This window comes from Kitasatospora sp. NPDC058115 (assembly GCF_042884635.1).
Taxonomy (GTDB): domain Bacteria; phylum Actinomycetota; class Actinomycetes; order Streptomycetales; family Streptomycetaceae; genus Kitasatospora.
In genome coordinates, this window is sequence record NZ_JBHVTL010000011.1 from 202,089 (window position 1) to 216,753 (window position 14,665).

16 protein-coding genes are annotated in these 14,665 nt (G+C 76.4%); 3 read left to right on the forward strand and 13 right to left on the reverse strand.

Features of this window, described 5'->3' with window-relative positions; all coding sequences use genetic code 11:
• Positions 1-45: 45 nt before the first annotated feature.
• The gene (locus tag ACFVVL_RS14515) at positions 46-591 is read left to right on the forward strand and encodes a hypothetical protein (protein WP_380296385.1); all 546 of its coding nucleotides are present in this window, start codon (positions 46-48) and stop codon (positions 589-591) included.
• A gap of 50 nt (positions 592-641) precedes the next feature.
• Here the strand turns inward: ACFVVL_RS14515 and ACFVVL_RS14520 are convergent, their stop codons facing one another.
• The 7 genes from ACFVVL_RS14520 to ACFVVL_RS14550 all read right to left on the reverse strand — a co-directional run bounded on the left by ACFVVL_RS14520 (position 642) and on the right by ACFVVL_RS14550 (position 7,242).
• Positions 642-1,106, reverse strand: a complete 465-nt coding sequence (locus ACFVVL_RS14520) for a hypothetical protein (RefSeq protein WP_387674866.1) — start codon at positions 1,104-1,106, stop codon at positions 642-644.
• 752 nt (positions 1,107-1,858) lie between these two features.
• The gene (locus ACFVVL_RS14525) at positions 1,859-2,503 is read right to left on the reverse strand and encodes a dihydrofolate reductase family protein (protein ID WP_387674869.1); all 645 of its coding nucleotides are present in this window, start codon (positions 2,501-2,503) and stop codon (positions 1,859-1,861) included.
• 77 nt (positions 2,504-2,580) lie between these two features.
• Positions 2,581-4,119, reverse strand: coding sequence for a cytochrome P450 (locus ACFVVL_RS14530; RefSeq protein WP_387674872.1), 1,539 nt, complete (start codon positions 4,117-4,119; stop codon positions 2,581-2,583).
• A 61-nt stretch (positions 4,120-4,180) separates the two neighbouring features.
• Complete coding sequence (locus ACFVVL_RS14535) at positions 4,181-4,801, reverse strand: ATP/GTP-binding protein (protein WP_380296378.1); 621 nt, start codon at positions 4,799-4,801, stop codon at positions 4,181-4,183.
• The gene (locus ACFVVL_RS14540) at positions 4,782-5,141 is read right to left on the reverse strand and encodes a DUF742 domain-containing protein (RefSeq protein WP_387674875.1); all 360 of its coding nucleotides are present in this window, start codon (positions 5,139-5,141) and stop codon (positions 4,782-4,784) included. The genes ACFVVL_RS14535 and ACFVVL_RS14540 overlap by 20 nt, the downstream gene beginning before the upstream one ends.
• Positions 5,138-5,545: a roadblock/LC7 domain-containing protein gene (locus tag ACFVVL_RS14545; protein WP_380296375.1), complete on the reverse strand. Its 408-nt coding sequence runs from the start codon at positions 5,543-5,545 to the stop codon at positions 5,138-5,140. Before ACFVVL_RS14545 ends, ACFVVL_RS14540 begins: the two co-directional genes overlap by 4 nt.
• Entirely contained in the window at positions 5,542-7,242 is a 1,701-nt protein-coding gene (locus ACFVVL_RS14550; protein WP_387674878.1) for an ATP-binding protein, read from the reverse strand. Before ACFVVL_RS14550 ends, ACFVVL_RS14545 begins: the two co-directional genes overlap by 4 nt.
• A 331-nt stretch (positions 7,243-7,573) precedes the next feature.
• On the opposite strand from ACFVVL_RS14550, the gene ACFVVL_RS14555 reads away from it, so the two are divergent.
• Positions 7,574-8,455 (forward strand): hypothetical protein, encoded by an 882-nt coding sequence (locus ACFVVL_RS14555; protein WP_387674880.1) that lies wholly within the window; start codon positions 7,574-7,576, stop codon positions 8,453-8,455.
• 50 nt (positions 8,456-8,505) lie between these two features.
• On the opposite strand, the gene ACFVVL_RS14560 is transcribed toward ACFVVL_RS14555, so the two are convergent.
• From ACFVVL_RS14560 to ACFVVL_RS14575, 4 genes are all read right to left on the reverse strand, one after another.
• Positions 8,506-8,952: an NTP pyrophosphohydrolase gene (locus ACFVVL_RS14560; protein ID WP_380296369.1), complete on the reverse strand. Its 447-nt coding sequence runs from the start codon at positions 8,950-8,952 to the stop codon at positions 8,506-8,508.
• A gap of 14 nt (positions 8,953-8,966) precedes the next feature.
• Positions 8,967-9,572: a DUF2867 domain-containing protein gene (locus ACFVVL_RS14565; RefSeq protein ID WP_387674883.1), complete on the reverse strand. Its 606-nt coding sequence runs from the start codon at positions 9,570-9,572 to the stop codon at positions 8,967-8,969.
• A 165-nt stretch (positions 9,573-9,737) separates the two neighbouring features.
• Entirely contained in the window at positions 9,738-10,400 is a 663-nt protein-coding gene (locus ACFVVL_RS14570) for a hypothetical protein (protein WP_387674886.1), read from the reverse strand.
• A gap of 168 nt (positions 10,401-10,568) precedes the next feature.
• Positions 10,569-11,570, reverse strand: a complete 1,002-nt coding sequence (locus ACFVVL_RS14575; protein WP_380296364.1) for a S41 family peptidase — start codon at positions 11,568-11,570, stop codon at positions 10,569-10,571.
• 90 nt (positions 11,571-11,660) lie between these two features.
• On the opposite strand from ACFVVL_RS14575, the gene ACFVVL_RS14580 reads away from it, so the two are divergent.
• A complete protein-coding gene (locus tag ACFVVL_RS14580; RefSeq protein ID WP_387674889.1) occupies positions 11,661-12,200 on the forward strand; it encodes an ArsR/SmtB family transcription factor in 540 nt (179 codons plus the stop codon).
• Positions 12,201-12,287: 87 nt separating this feature from the next.
• On the opposite strand, the gene ACFVVL_RS14585 is transcribed toward ACFVVL_RS14580, so the two are convergent.
• Both ACFVVL_RS14585 and ACFVVL_RS14590 read right to left on the reverse strand, forming a co-directional pair.
• A complete protein-coding gene (locus ACFVVL_RS14585) occupies positions 12,288-13,400 on the reverse strand; it encodes an LLM class flavin-dependent oxidoreductase (RefSeq protein ID WP_387674892.1) in 1,113 nt (370 codons plus the stop codon).
• Positions 13,397-14,431, reverse strand: a complete 1,035-nt coding sequence (locus ACFVVL_RS14590; protein ID WP_387674895.1) for an LLM class flavin-dependent oxidoreductase — start codon at positions 14,429-14,431, stop codon at positions 13,397-13,399. The genes ACFVVL_RS14585 and ACFVVL_RS14590 overlap by 4 nt, the downstream gene beginning before the upstream one ends.
• Positions 14,432-14,665: the final 234 nt, after the last annotated feature.

A 14,665-nucleotide genomic window follows, 5' to 3' on the forward strand; every position in this document is an offset into this window, starting at 1 on the left:
CGTTGCGATCACCCCCGCCCCGGAGTTCCCTGGAGGAACCGACCCATGAACCGCTTCAAGCGCCTCGCCGCCGTCGCGGCCGCGACCGCCGTGGCCGCCCTCGCCCCGCTGACCGCCGCCCCGTCCGCCCAGGCCGCCACCACGGCCAACCACCCGGGGATGACCTGGGAGGTCCTCAACTACGGTGCGGGCTTCGCCATCCAGGTCGGCGGTCCCGGCGGCACCGCCAGCGACGCGTACCACGGCGACACCCCGGCCTGGAACTCGCTGCCGGTGCTCTGCCTCAACCAGGACTTCCGCCCCGCCCCGCCCGGGATCGTCCTCGGCTTCTACAACGGCTGGGCCCTGGGCGAGGTGGAGATCAGCCGCCCCGTGAAGGGGACCGAGCTGACCAGCCCCGAGGCGGCCAACGCCGTCTGCCGCGGGCAGTTCGGCCGCACCTGGCGGCAGGCGGAGTTCCACGACGGGCACTACGGCGACAACTACGCGTGGACCGGCGGCTGGACCTTCTGGGCCAACGGCAACCTGCCGAAGAACGTCCGCTTCTGGGTGAACATCAACGACCAGGCCGCCAACCCCTGGAACAGCTGACCCCCGCACGGCCGGCTCCGCCCGCCTCCGGGCGGGGCCGGCCCGGCCTCCTACCAGACCTCGCCGGCCGCGAGCCAGCGGTCCCGCGCCTCGTGCGCGGCGTCCAGGTGGCCGTCGAGCCGCCAGCGCGCCACGTCGTAGTCCGGCAGGTGGCTCCACGCCTCGGCGGCCGTCAGCAGGTACCGCCACAGCGTGCTGAGCCGGACCATCAGCTCCTCGACCGCGTCGCCGACGGGCCGGGCCTGCGCGTCCCCCTCCGCCGCGCTCTCCGGTTCGGCCTGTGCGGCCGCCTCCGCGACCCGGGCGAGCGCGCCGAGGACCTCCTGCGCACTCACGGTGAGCGCCGCCACGGTCTGCGACAGTGCGGCGCCGACCCGCTCCTCCTCGCCTCCCGGCACGCCGGCCCCCTCGCGCAGCACGACGATCCGCCGGCCGATGAACCCGGCCAGGCCGTCGATGTCCTCCGCGGTGATGTCGGCGGTGTACCGCAACGCGGACCGGTGGATGTCCGTCATACGGGTGTCCCCTCCCTCGGTGGGCCCGGTCCGGCCGATCGCCGGATCCGGCCTTGCAGCCTCGGATATGGCACCCCGGCGGGAGCGGTAAACCTCATCGGGCCCTCCGTCCGGGGCGCACCCGGGCGAACGGGGGCGCACCGGCGGCTCCCGCGGTGGGCGTCGAGGGCCCTCGGCCCGCCCCGTCGGTCAGCGGCCGTCCGGCCGCCGCGGCCCCCGCGGCGACGGAGCGACTCCACCGTTCCCCGCGCGAGCAGCACCGCGACGGGGGCGGCCGGCACGCCCTGCGCGCTGGCGGCGACCGGCAGGTGAGGACGGAGCAGGGCGGCGCCCGTCCCGACGAGAAGGACCAGGAAGCCCGTCGGCCAGGCCGCGACCACCGCAGGCGGGGTGGGCCTGCGCCCGACCCGGCCGACGTCCCGGCCGCCCCGGAAGAACCGCACCGCGGCGGCCTGCGCCCCGGCCGCCACGAGCGGCACCGTCACCCTCGGGCCGAGCACCCGCACCGGCATCCGGGCATCCCCAGGGCCGCCCGCGGCCGGTCGTGAGGACGCGTACTCAGGCCGCCGCCCCGGAGCCGCAGGCTGTCCCCTGGCGCGAGCCCGGCCGCACCGATCGGACGCCACGAGTGCCGACGAGCCGTCCGGAGGACCACCTCCAGGCGCTGTTCGACCACGACGACGGCGTCGCGCCGCTTCGCTGAGGCCGCCGGCCCCGGCGACGGCGACGGCGACGGGGGTGCGGCCCGGTGCTCAGGGCCGGGTGAAGGTCATGTGGGTGACGCCGCTCGGGCTGGTGACGGACTCGACGCGGAAGCGCTCCTCCAGGCCTTCGAGTCCGTCCCAGACCCGCTCGCCGCGGCCGAGCAGGATCGGCACCACCGCGAGGTGCAGGTGGTCGACCAGGTCGGCGGCGAGGAAGGCGCGGATGGTCGCGGGCCCGCCGCCGATCCGCACGTCCAGGCCGCCGGCCGCCTCCCGGGCCCGGGCGAGTGCCTCCTGCGGGGAACCGTCGACGAAGTGGAAGGTGGTGCCGCCCTCCATCACGACGCTCGGCCTGGGGTGATGGGTCATGACGAACACCGGCGTGTGGAACGGCGGGTTCGGCCCCCACCAGCCGTTCCACTCGTGGTCCTGCCACGGGCCGCGCTGCGGGCCGAACTTGTTGCGGCCCATGATCTCCGCGCCGATGCCGTCGCCCCAGGTGCGGGCCATGGCGTCGTCGACGCCGGTGCCGCCGCCCTCCTTGCCCTGCATGGCGTGGAAGGTGCGGGTGGGGAAGAACCAGCGGTGCAGCCGGTCGCCCGCGTGGCCGAACGGGGCCTCCAGGCTCTGGCCCTCGCCCGTGCCGTAGCCGTCGAGCGAGACGGAGAAGTTGTGGACGCGTACCAGGGACACGGGGACACCTCCGGTGGCCGGCGCCGGGGTGGGCCGGGATCGGGGCGACTCTATCCGGGGCCGCCCCGCCACGGCGGTCAGCGCCGCAGCCACCCGGTCAGCGTGTCCCACCAGCCGCGCCGCGGCCCGGGCAGCGGCCCCGCCTCCAGCACCGGTTCCGCCGGCCCCACCCGCTCGACCCGTTCCGGCCGCTCCACCGGCGCCGGGGCGGCGGGCCGCGCGGCGGCGGCCTCCGTCGCGGCGGCCGCCGCCGCCACCGCCTCCGGCAGCTGCTGGCGCGGCGTGAACTCCACCGGCAGTTCGACCAGGTGGCGCGACAGCCAGGCCGAGGTCCAGGTCAGCTCGGACTCCGGGACGGCGAGCCGGAGGTCCGGCAGCAGGGTGAGCAGGCAGTCGATCCCGGTCTCCGCGATGGCCCGCCCGATGTCCTGGCCGGGGCACTCGTGCGGGCCGCTGCCGAACGACAGGTGGGAGCGGTTGCCGTGCAGCGGCTTCGCCAGGTCGGGCCGGACCACCGGGTCGACGTTCCCGGCGGCGAGGCCCAGCAGCAGCATGTCGCCCGCCCGGATCCGGCGGCCGCCGAGCACGGTGTCGCCGGTCGCCCACCGCCCGGCCACCAGCGACATCGGCGGGGCGTCCCACAGCACCTGGTCCAGCGCGTCCGGCACGGTCATGTGACCGCCCGACAGGTGCGCGCGGAAGCGCTCGTCGGTGAGGATCATCTTCAGCGTGTCGGCGATCAGGTTGACGGTGGTCTCGTTCGCCGCCAGCAGGACGACCCGCAGGTGTTCCAGCACCTCCTCGTCGCTGAGTCCGGCCTCGTGCTGCATCAGCCGGGTGCACAGGTCGGGACCGGGGTCGCTGCGCTTGCGCTCGACGGTGCGGCGCAGCGAGGCCACCACGTGCTCGTTGCTGGCGATGGCCGTCTCGGTGCCCTTCATGAGGTCGCGCGCCGCCTCGACCAGGCGCGGACCGTACTCCTCGGGCATGCCGACCAGCTGGGTCATCACCAGCATCGGCAGGTGCTCGGCGAACCGGCTCACCAGCTCGGCCCGGCCGGTCGACCCGAACTCCTCGACCAGCTCGGCGGTGTAGCGGGTGACGAAGCGGCGCACCCCGCGCCGGTCGGTGCCGTTCAGGCCGTCGGTGACGGCGCCGCGCAGCCGCCGGTGCTCGGCGCCGTCCGCGAAGACGCAGAGCGGCTGCCAGCCGATCACCGGCATCAGCGGGGAGTCGGCCGCGACCCGGCCCTCCTGGAACGCCGTCCAGCGGCGCGAGTCCCGGGAGAAGCGCGAGGGCGTGCGCATCACGGTGAGGTTCGCGGAGTGGCCGAGCACCAGCCAGGCCGGGAGGTCGCCGTGCAGCAGGACGGGCGCGACCTCGCCGTACTCGGCGCGCAGCTGCTCGTACAGGCCCGCCGGGTCGGCCTCGGCCGCGGGCCCGTGGAGCCGGCGCAGTTCCGTGACGGGCAGCTCGTCGAGGCCGGGCTCGTCGGGGCCGAGGTCGTCGAGCGCGTCGAGCAGGGCCTGCTCCCGGCCGCCCTGGTCGCCGGCCCGGTGGGCGGGGCAGCCGGACGGCGGGGCGGGGGCGGGGTCGTCGCGGAACGGGGAGGTCACGGGGGCTCCGGAGGTCGTCGGCGGGTGGGGGACGGCGGGTGGGGGTGGGGGTGAGGGGCGGTCAGTGGCTCGGCGGCGGCCCCGCGAGGTCGTAGAGGTAGTGCATGAGCGCGAGCAGCACGTCCCGCCCGGACTCCCGGACCCGGGCGTCGCAGGCCACCACCGGCACGTCGGGCGGCAGGTCCAGGGCGAGCCGCAGCTCCTCGTGCGGGCAGTCCGGGGAGCCGGGGAAGGCGTTGACGGCGACGACGAACGGCACGCCGCGGTCCTCCAGCCGTCCGATCACGTCGAAGCTGATCTCCAGCCGGCGGGTGTCGACCAGGACGACGGCGCCCAGCGCGCCTTCGAACAGGCCGTTCCAGAGGAACCAGAACCGCTCCTGCCCCGGCGTGCCGAACAGGTAGAGCACCAGCTCGTCGCTGATGCTGATCCGGCCGAAGTCCATCGCGACGGTCGTCTCGGACTTCCGCTCGATCCCGGCCAGGTCGTCGACCTCCGCCCCGGCCTGGGTCATCGTCTCCTCGGTGGTCAGCGGGCGGATCTCGCTCACCGAGCCGACCAGGGTCGTCTTGCCGACGCCGAAGCCGCCGACGATCACCACCTTGACGGCCGCGGTGGCCGAGTCCGGCAGCAGGTCCTCTTCCGCCGGACCGAGCACCGTGTCAGAGCCGCTGAAGTCCATGCATCACCGCCTCCAACAGGGCACGGTCAGGGAGAAGCGCGGCCGGGACGGAGGCGCGGGCCTCGACCCGCTCGCCGGCCAGGAGGTCCGCCAGCAGCAGGGAGACCGCGCTGACGGGCAGCCGCAGGTAGGCGGAGATCTCGGCCACCGAGAGCGGCGATCCGCACAGGCGCAGGATCGCCGCGTGTTCCGGCGGCATCGAGGGGGAGGGCTCCGCACGGGAGACGATCAGCGTGACCAGGTCCAGCGCGGCCCCTCCGGCCGGCAGGCTCTGGCCGCGCGTGATCACGTAGAAGCGTTCCGGGGCCTCGTCGCCCCAGTCCCGGCCGGTGGTGCTCATGCGACGGGCTCGCCCCTTCGCGGAGGCGTACTGAGGTGCTCGCCGATCCGGGCGACCAGGTCGCGCATCCGGTGGCCCATCAGCCCGGCGTCCACGCCCTCGTCGGCGAGCACCGCGAGGTAGGCGCGGGCGCCGGCCGCCATGAGGTAGAAGAACCCGCCGCCCATCTCGATCACCACCAGGCGCATCCGGCCGTCGCCGTGCGGGAACTCGTGGCCGACGGCGGCGGCGAGGCTCTGCAGGCCGGCGCAGGCGGCGGCGAGCCGGTCGGCGGTGTCGGTCTCGGTGCCGTACTGGGCGATCCGCAGGCCGTCGGCGGAGAGCACGACGACGTTGCGCACGAGCGGAACCTCGTCCGCGAGCTGCTTGAGCAGCCAGTCCAGGTTGGTCCGTGGCTGAGTCATCGCTCGTCCCTCCGCGTCCCCGTCGAGTCTCCGTTGCCGTTGCCGCTGCCGTTGGCGTGGCCGTCGGTGTGGCCGGCCGGGCCGGTGCCGTTGATGCCCTCGGTGAAGGCGGCCAGCCAGAGACCCGGCTGCACCGCGTCCTGTCCCGCCTCGGCCGGTGTCCCGGGCACACCGGCGCCGCTTCCGCCGGCCGGCCGGCCGCGGGCGGGCGTGCCGTGGGCAGGGGGGATCGGGGCGGCCTGGCCGGTGGCGGGCCGGGCGGTGGCCGGGCGGGCCGGCTGGCCGGACCCGAACCGGACGGCCGGCGCGGCGTGCCGGCGGCGCCTGGGCAGCCCGTTGGCGGTCCGCTCGGTCACCACCGGGACCTCGTCCCCGCCACCGCCGCTCCGCGACCCGCCACCCGGCGACCCGTTCCGCGCGCCGCCGGGCGGGCTGGACGGCGGTCCGAAGAACGGGCGGCGCGGTGGCGGGGAGGTGTGCGAGCGGCGGTTGTCCACCAGCTCGGGACCGGAGGAGCCGGTGACACCGATGCCGTGGGCGCGCCCGGTCGCGGGGGCCGTGGTGATCAGCTCCTGCGGGAAGACCAGCACCGCCCGCACCCCGCCGTAGGCCGAGGGGCGCAGCGAGACCTGGAAGCCGTAGGCCTGGCAGAGCCGGCCGACCACCGCGAGCCCGAGCCGCGGCGTCTCGCCGAGGCCGTTGAGGTCGATGCCGGCCTGGGCCTCCGCCAGCATCCGCTCCGCGCGGGAGCGGCCCTCCTCGCTGAGGCTGAGACCGCCGTCCTCGATCTCGATCGCGATGCCGCTCTGCACCTCGACGGCCGTCAGGTGCACCAGGGTGTGCGGCGGCGAGTAGCGGGTGGCGTTGTCCAGGAGTTCGGCCACCGCGTGGATGAGCGGCTCCACGGCCGGGCCGACGACGGCCACGTCCGAGACCGGGTGCAGCTCGATCCGCTCGTAGTCGAGGATGCGCGACATGCCGCCGCGCAGCACGCTGTACAGCGGCACCGCCTTGTTCCACTGGCGGCCCGGCCGGGCACCGCCGAGCACCGCGATGCTGTCGGCGAGGCGGCCGATCAGGGCGTTGCCGTGGTCGAGCAGCAGCAGGTCGTTGAAGACGGCGGGGTCGGTGCCGTGCGCGTGCTCCATGCTGCGCAGTTCGGCGGCCTGCCGGTGGACGATCGCCTGGACGCGGCGGGCGATGCTGACGAAGGAACGCTGGGTGGACTCGCGCATCGCCTCCTCGTTCTCGACGGTCTCCAGCACGGCGCGCAGCAGGGTCTGCTGCGCCGCCCGGAACTCGGCGCCGACCGTGACGTCCTGGAGGGTGTACGCGCGGACGACGTTCTCCAGGCCCTCGCCCATCGAGAGCCTGGTCATCGCGGCGGGAAGCACGGACTTGGCCAGCCGGATGTACTCGGTCTCCTGCCGGGTCAGCCGGCGGATCAACTCGCCCTCGCGCTGGACCGCCCGGGCCCGCAGCTCCTCCGCCGCCCGGCCCCGGCGGGCGGCCTCGGCGGCGACCAGGACCACCGCCAGGGTGCCCACCACCGCGCACAGGGCGACTCCGGTCCGGGCGTCGGGGGAGGCCGCGGCCACCGTGACGGCGGCGACGGCGGCCGTCGCGAGGGTGGGCAGGAGCCAGACGAGCACGGGGGCGGAGCGCCGGCGTCCGGGTGACGAACCAGCACCAAGCATTCAGCATCCTCAAAACGGTCGAAGAGTGGGGGGACGGGAACGGGCGGTCGGCCGGGGGCCGCGACCGGGCCGGTGTCGGCCTCAGGTTTACCGTGCGCCGCCCGCCGCGCACCGGCGCCCACGCCCAGTTCGCCAATGCGAGCGGACTCCCGGTGAAAGTGCCACGAGCACGCGCCGTTCCGTGCTAGGGCGAGCCGTTGTGCGCCCCGGCGCGCCCCGAGGTCCGGCGCCCCGCCGGGGCTTCGGTCAGCCGGAATGACGCTCCGTCGGACGGGTCGCGGGCCGGCGGCCGGGGAACCATGGACCAACACGCCCGACTCCGGGGGGACGGATGTCGAACGGATCCCGGGGAGCGGCCGCTCCGGCCGCCCTCCTGCTCGACCTGGTGGCCACCGCCGTGGGCCTCGCCGTGGCCGCGGCCGTGGTGGCGGGCTTCGACCTGGGCGGCCGGCCCGCGGCCCGGTGCGCCGGGGTGCTCGGCGCCGCGGTGGTCCTGGTGGCCGTGCACGCCGCCGGGGGCGCGCTGGTGCGCCGCTTTCCGGCGGACCGCTCGTGCGCGTTCTGTCTCGGGGCGGCCCTGCTGGTCCCGCTGCTGCTCGCGGCGGAGCCGGCCGCGCTCTGGCTGGCGGTGCGCCTGGCCGGCGGGCTCGGGCTCGCCGCCCGCCTGTCGGGACCGGGCGCGACGGTGGTCGCCGCCGTGGTGGTCGTGCTCGTCGGCGTGACGGTGCGCCACCTCTGGTCCGTCCTGGCCGACCGCGACGGGGACGGCCAGGCGCTGCGCGGCGTCGCGCGGCACCTGCTCGCCGTCGCCGGCCTCGCCCTGGTGGTCGCCCTGCTCGACGGCGCCTCGCAGGCGAACGGCCCGGGCTGGCGGCAGTTGCTCACCCTGGTCGCCCTGGGGGCCGTGCTCGGCCTCAAGTTCTCCCGGCTGTCGCTGCCGGGGTTCGGCGTGCGGCTGCGGTCGGCGGCCGGGCTGGTGGTCGCGACGGCGGGCAACCTGCTGAAGCTGTGGCTGGTCACCCGGCTCGGCAGCCGGCTGGAACTGCCGCTGAGCCTCGCCGGGTTCGGCACCTTCGCGGTCGCGGCGGTGATCGTCGCGGTGGTGATGCTGCCCACCTCGGTGGCCTCCGGGCGGGACACCGCCGATCCCGGTGACCCGTTCCCGCCGGGGGCGACGGCCGAGCCGTACGGCCCGCCGCCGCCACGGCTGTGAGCGGCCGGGGCGGCGGGTGGCCGGGGCGGCGGCTGGTCGGGGGCCGGGGCTCAGCCGGGACGGACGGCGCGCGGTCCCGTCACCGCCGCGCCGAGGGCGGTGACCCGGGCCCGCAGTTCGCGGTCGGCCGTGACGACCAGGCAGTCGCGTCCGGGACGGGCGGCCAGCGCCTGCGCGACCAGGCCGACGATCAGATCGTCGCCGCTGCCGCCGGCGGCCTCGACCCGGACCTCCGGCCGCGCCGTGACGCCCCGGGCGGCGCCCTCGACGACGAGCACGACCTCCAGCGGCCCGGTCCGCGCCCACGACGGCAGCCCGGGCCGGCCCGCGCCCGTCGCCGCGTCCAGTCCGTACCCGGCGACCGGTGCGAGCGCGTCGCGCAGCCGCTCCGCCGCGCCCCGCCGGTCGCGCCACCAGCCGTCGGGCACCGAGCCCACGACGTTCGCCCCGTCCACCACCAGCAGCGGTACGGCCCGTGCGGCCTCGCCCTCGCTCATGGCGGGCAAGTCTGTCACGAGGCGCCGTCGGCGAGCAGGAGCCGGCGGTCCCGCCAGGCCCGCTCCCACTGGCGGGTCAGCGCCGGGTAGACGATGAGGTACCGAAACGGTGCGATGAGCTTCAGGTAGGAGCGGCCGAACCGGCCGTTGGGTTTGACCAGCACGGCCATCCGCAGTTCGTGGCCGCCGTCGCGGGCCGGTGCCCAGCCGAGGTGCATCAGGGTGTGGACGGTCCCGTTCGCCAGCTCGCGCACGTACTCGTCCTGGAGCCGGTAGACCGGGGTGAGCGGCAGGCCGTCCGGCTCGGCGGTGTCGACGGTGGCGGCCAGCTCCGGCGGCAGCCGCTCGCGCAGCGAGCGGACCCGGGTGCCCAGGCCCGCCTCCGGCCGGTCCCAGCCGAGCAGGGCGCCGAGCTTCCGGCGCACCGCGAACAGGGCCCGGTTGGCCGGCGACTGCCGGGCGACGCCGCCGGCCGCGCGCATGGCGGCGAGCATCACGTCGAGGTCGCCCGGCCCGGCGCCGGGAGTGCGGAAGGCCCAGACGTCCTCGGTCCGGAAGTCGGGCGCGAACGCGTGGATGCGCCATGCCTGACGGGTGTGGGCAGCGCGTGGAAGTCGCACGGTCGGTACCGCCTTTCCTGTGCGGGGCACCGCCTGCGGGCCCCGTCCGTACGCCGGCGTATACGGGCAGAGTAGGCGTCATATTCGGTGGCGTATACAGAGGGGCCGGGTGAGCCGGAGCACGGCTCCGCCCACCCGGCCCGGTCGTGGCGTTGGCCGGACGCCTCAGAGGTCCGGCAGGCACTCCTCGGCGAGCGCGCCGCCGAACACCCGCTGCGCGTGCGTGAGCATCCGCCGGGCGTACACCTGGTCCCGGACCAGGCAGGAGTAGCCGTCCAGTTCGACGGTGATGACCCCGGAGGTGTCCGCCAGGTAGACGTCCAGCCCCGGGTACATCAGCTCGACGCACGGGATGTCGTCGATGTCCAGCGCGAACACCGGGTACTCGCCGTGCTCGTCGCCCGCCCCGGTCGCCAGCACCCGGCGGGAGTCCGAGCCGCCCGGGAGCAGGAAGCACTCGTCGAAGCGCTCCGACACGGTGTCGAAGCAGGAGCCCCACGGCTCGCCGAACTCGTCGCGCGCCAGGTCGCCGAGCGACCGGGGCGTGAAGCGGCCGTCGCCGTCGAGCCAGCCGAACCGGCGCAGCAGGCCGGCGTCGAAGGCCAGCCAGCGGCGCAGGCTCGGCGGCAGCGGACGCCCGCTCGGGAAGACCGCCCCGGCCGGCTGCCCGGCCGGCAGCGGCTCCGGCTCCCCGGTGAGCCACGGCCCGGCCCACGGGCCGTGGGGCAGGATCGGCCGATGCGGGTCGGCGGCGACGGCGGCGATGGCGCGCTCGGTGAGCGCGACGCCGTGCGCGTCGCTCGGGGGGATCGGGGTCGCGGGGTTCATCGGGCTCGCTGTCCTGTCCGGGAGTCGCGCGGCTGGTGCTCGGTCGCGCCGAATCTACGGCCCGTCACCGACACCCGCGCAACCCCGGCCCCGGTCCGCCCCGGCCCCGGGGCAACCCCGGCCCCGGCGACGGGGCGGACCGGGGCGGACCGGGGGAGGGGCCGGGCGTCAGAGCCGGTCGTCGGGCGACGCCGGACCCTCCGGCGCCGGCTCCCGCAGCACCCGCCGGGCCTCCTCGGCCGACGCGGAGCCGCCGCCGAGCCGCGCCACCTCCGCCAGCGCCGCGCGGTGGGCTGTCTCCAGGGCCGCCGCCGGGTCCGTCACGGTGTCCGGGATCACCCCGGTGCCCTCCCAGTTGCCGCCCGACACCGGGTTGACCGCGCGCGCGGTCGGGACGGTGACCTCCAGGTGCGGGTGGACGGTGAAGCCCCGGCGCGGGTTGGCGCCGCCGCCGGACGCCTCGCCGACCACCACGGCGCGGCCGTGCTGCTGGAGGTCGTACGCGAGCTCCTCGCCGCCCGAGAAGGTCGCCCGGCTGATCAGCACGTAGAGCGGCTTGCTGCCGCCGAACCGCGGGCCGGGCACCTGCGCGGGGCTCCAGAACTGCTGCTCGGTGCCGCCCTCGCGGTCGTGGAGGGTGGTGAGGTGCGTCGGCTCGTCGAACAGGTGGCCGCAGATGTGGGCGGTCGTGTACGGATGGCCGCCGACGCACTCGCGCAGGTCCAGGATCAGCGCCTCGGCCCGCGCGACCACGGTCAGCGCGGCGTCGAGCGACTCCCCGGTCATCTCCAGCGGGAAGAGGATCGGCGCGAGCTTCAGCAGCGCGACCCCGCCCGCCAGGCGCTCGATCCGCGGGACGCCGCCGAGCGAGAGGTCCGCGGAGCGCGTCAGCTCGGCGAGCAGGGCGCCGTCCTCCTGCTCCACCGCGACCGCCCGCGGGTGGTACTTCAGCCGCAGATGGCCGTCGCCGTTGACCGACTGGAGGTCCTCGGTGACCAGCCGGCCGAGCGTCTCGGCGTCCTCGGCCCCGTGGTAGCGGCCCCGGGACAGCGCCTCGTCGAGAACCCCGGCGATCCGCCCGGCGGTCTCGGGGAAGACGTAGAGCCCGCCGGTGAGCCGGCTCACCTCGGTGACGATCTCGGTGATCTCGGCCGACTGAAGCCGCGTCATGCGCTGCCCCCTGCTGGTGATGATCGAATCAGGTGGGGCCAGTGGAGCACGCGGCTTGCGAAAGCGTCAAGAAAATTGGACGCTTGACCCATGGAGGACCGGACCCAGGACGACGCGCTCACCATCGAGACCCCGCAGCAGTACAAGGCGCTCTCCCACCCGCTGCGCCAGCGCCTGCTGCTCGCCCTCGGCGGTCGGCCCGCCACGGTCGGCGGGCTGGCGGCGCAGCTGGACAGCCCCAAGAGCACCGTGGCGCACCACCTCAAGGTGCTGCAGGACGCCGGCGTGGTCCAGCTGGTGGAGACCCGGAAGGTGCGCGGCGGCAGCGAGCACGTCTACCGGCGCACCGCCCGGCGGATCACCGTGACCGGCCCGGACGGCGGACCGACCACCGCCCTGCTCGCGGCGGTGGCCGAGGAGTGCGTCCGGGCTCCGCAGGAACCCCTGCTGGTGCTGCGGCACCTGCGGCTGACCGCCGACCAGGCCGCCCGCCTCGGCGCCACCCTCCGGGCCCTGGTGGACGAGGCCGTCGAGGCCCCGGCCGGCGAACCGGTGCACGGCGTGCTGGTGGCCCTCTACGAACAGCACGGGCAGGATGAACAGCGCGAACAGCCGGCCGGGCACGGCTGACGGCCCCGGCGGGCGGCACGACGGAGCCGGCCGGACCGGGCGGGGGCCCGGGTCCGACCGGCCGGGGCCGTCGGGCGCTCCCGGGCCTCAGGTCCGGGCGCCGACGGCGCCGGGCAGGCCGAGGTGGCCGCGCAGGCCGGTGGCCCGGTAGGCGGTGCGGAAGGCGCTGCGGCGCTGGAGTTCGGGGACCAGGCCGCGGGTGACCGCCAGGAGGTCGTGGGGCAGGCGGGCGGGGCGCAGGCGGAATCCGTCGATGCGCAGGCCGGCGGTCTCCACGGTCCGCCAGGCCAGCAGGAGGTCGGCGAGTTCGGCGGGCGTGCCGGTGAAGACCGCGGCGTCGGAGGCGAGCGGGGCGCCGGCGAGTTCGTCGAGCCGGGCCTTGCGGCGGGCGGCCTCGCCGGGGCGGTCGTCGAGGAGGACCAGCAGGTCGGCGAAGACCTTGAGGGGGCGGTCGGCGGGCCGGGCGACGGCGGTGACGGCGGTGGCGACCTCGGTGAGGACCGCGCCCGCGTCCTCGGCCGAGTGCGGGGTGACGAACACGACGTCGCCGCCCCTGGCCGCCAGCTCGTAGGGGATGCGGGCGTGGGCGAGGACGGTGACCGGCGGGGTGCTCCCGTGGCCGTTCCACAGCCCCCGCACGCGCTCCAGCACCCCGGCCGCGTCGTCGAAGAGCGGGGCGAGGCGGGCCGAGATGGTGTCGGGGGAGGCGAGGTCGCCCTCCGTGAGGGTGGCCGCGGCGCGGCGTCCGAAGTGGGCGGCGTCGTCGGCGCGGGCGGAGATCTGCGGCCGCCAGCCGGCCCGGCCGTGCCCGGCGTGGTCGAGGGTGGCGAGGGCGGCGGCCAGGTGGAACGGCTCGGTGTGGGTGACGTTGGTGGTGGGGACCAGGCCGATCCGGCTGGTCAGCGGCGCGACCCGGCTCGCGATCAGGACGGCGTCGAGCCGCCCGCGCACCTGGTCGGTGCGGTCGTCGGGCCCGCGCAGGCTGACGGACTGGACGGCGAGGGCGTCCTCGAAGGTGACCAGGTCGAGCAGCCCGTGCTCGGCCTCGGCCACCAGGCCGGCCCAGTAGCCGGCGGTGAACAGCTCGCCGGGGCGGGCGCCCTCGGCGCGCCAGGCGGCCGGGTGCCAGCCGGCCCCGTCCAGGGCGACGGCGAGGTGCAGCGGGGGCAGGCCGCGAGCGGCGTCGGCGGGGCTGGTCATGCGGCGTTCTCCCGGCTCGGTCGGCGGGCCTTGGCGAGCCCGAGGTGGTCGCGGAGGGTGGCGCCGGTGTACTCGGTGCGCTGCGCGCCCTCGGCCCGGAGCAGCGGCACCACCCGGTCGACGAACTCCTCCAGCGGGCCGGCCGCCGGGTGCGGGGTGAGCAGGAACCCGTCCGAACCGCCGCCCCGGACGTACGCGGTGAGCGCGTCGGCGACCTGGCGCGGGGTCCCGGCGACGTCGGCGGTGGTCTCCCGCGCCGCCGAGGGGGTGTCACCGAGCAGCCAGCCGACGGCGGTGAGGACCCGGAGCCCATCGGGGGAGCGGCCGTGCGCGGCGAGCCGCTCGGCGAGGTCCTCGCGCAGCGCGCGGGCCGCGGCGAGCCCGCTGTACGGGACGACCACCACCTCGGCGTCGGCGGCCGCGGCGGCCAGGTCCTGCGGGGAGGCGACGGTCCGGACGACCACGGGGTGGCCCTGCGGCGGGCGCGGGGTGGTGAACCGGCCGGTGAGGTCGAAGTGTGCTCCCCGATGGGCGAAGGTGCCCGCGCCGGGCCGCACGAAGCGGCCGCCGGCCTGGTCGGCGGGGAGGTCGTCCTCGGCCCAGCTGTCCCACAGCACCCGGGCGGCGCGCAGGAACTCGGCGGCATGGGCGTGCCGGTCGGCGTCCGCCGGGAGCCGGCCGTGGCGCAGCCCGGCGGCGGTGGCGCCGTCGGGGCCTGCCGTCACGCTCCAGGCCGCGCGCCCGCAGCTGAGGTGGTCGAGCGAGGCCAGCCGCCGGGCCAGGTCGTAGGGCTGGTGCACGGCCGGGTCGAGGGCGGCGGCCAGCCCGAGCCTGGTGGTGACGGCGGCCAGGGCGCCGAGGGCGGTCAGCACCTCGGGTCCGGGCGGCGCGCTCTCGGGCAGGAGGAGGAAGTCGAACCCGCCCTGCTCGGCGGTCCGGGCGAGCCGGATGAGCCCGTCGAGGCCGGCGGGGCCGGCGGGGCCGTTCGCGCCGGGCGGGAGCACGGCGAGGTGGAGCTGTTGTGCGGACACGACGACGATCGCCTCCTGTCGGCCGCCCGTCCGCCGCGCGTTCGCCCGCGCGGCCGGGGCCGGTTCATCCTGCGCGGCGGCGCAGCGCCGGGGCAACGGTCGCAACGAAGTGTTCACGGGCGGAAACCGGGTGGTCATGAAGGTTGCGCCGTCGATAGGAATCGGTCATTGAAAGGCCGAAATCGACCGAAGGCTTCAAAAGGCAGGGTGGAATTAGGAGTTCCGCACGAATCG

Excerpts from the sequence above, each read along its gene's own strand:
- ACFVVL_RS14570 (WP_387674886.1), bottom strand. The coding sequence starts at position 10,400 with ATGAACCCCGCGACCCCGATCCCCCCGAGCGACGCGCACGGCGTCGCG.
- ACFVVL_RS14585 (WP_387674892.1), bottom strand. The coding sequence starts at position 13,400 with ATGACCAGCCCCGCCGACGCCGCTCGCGGCCTGCCCCCGCTGCACCTC.
- ACFVVL_RS14535 (WP_380296378.1), bottom strand. The coding sequence starts at position 4,801 with ATGGACTTCAGCGGCTCTGACACGGTGCTCGGTCCGGCGGAAGAGGAC.
- ACFVVL_RS14560 (WP_380296369.1), bottom strand. The coding sequence starts at position 8,952 with ATGAGCGAGGGCGAGGCCGCACGGGCCGTACCGCTGCTGGTGGTGGAC.
- ACFVVL_RS14520 (WP_387674866.1), bottom strand. The coding sequence starts at position 1,106 with ATGACGGACATCCACCGGTCCGCGTTGCGGTACACCGCCGACATCACC.
- ACFVVL_RS14575 (WP_380296364.1), bottom strand. The coding sequence starts at position 11,570 with ATGACGCGGCTTCAGTCGGCCGAGATCACCGAGATCGTCACCGAGGTG.
- ACFVVL_RS14555 (WP_387674880.1), top strand. The coding sequence starts at position 7,574 with ATGTCGAACGGATCCCGGGGAGCGGCCGCTCCGGCCGCCCTCCTGCTC.
- ACFVVL_RS14540 (WP_387674875.1), bottom strand. The coding sequence starts at position 5,141 with ATGAGCACCACCGGCCGGGACTGGGGCGACGAGGCCCCGGAACGCTTC.
- ACFVVL_RS14545 (WP_380296375.1), bottom strand. The coding sequence starts at position 5,545 with ATGACTCAGCCACGGACCAACCTGGACTGGCTGCTCAAGCAGCTCGCG.
- ACFVVL_RS14550 (WP_387674878.1), bottom strand. The coding sequence starts at position 7,242 with ATGCTTGGTGCTGGTTCGTCACCCGGACGCCGGCGCTCCGCCCCCGTG.
- ACFVVL_RS14515 (WP_380296385.1), top strand. The coding sequence starts at position 46 with ATGAACCGCTTCAAGCGCCTCGCCGCCGTCGCGGCCGCGACCGCCGTG.
- ACFVVL_RS14580 (WP_387674889.1), top strand. The coding sequence starts at position 11,661 with ATGGAGGACCGGACCCAGGACGACGCGCTCACCATCGAGACCCCGCAG.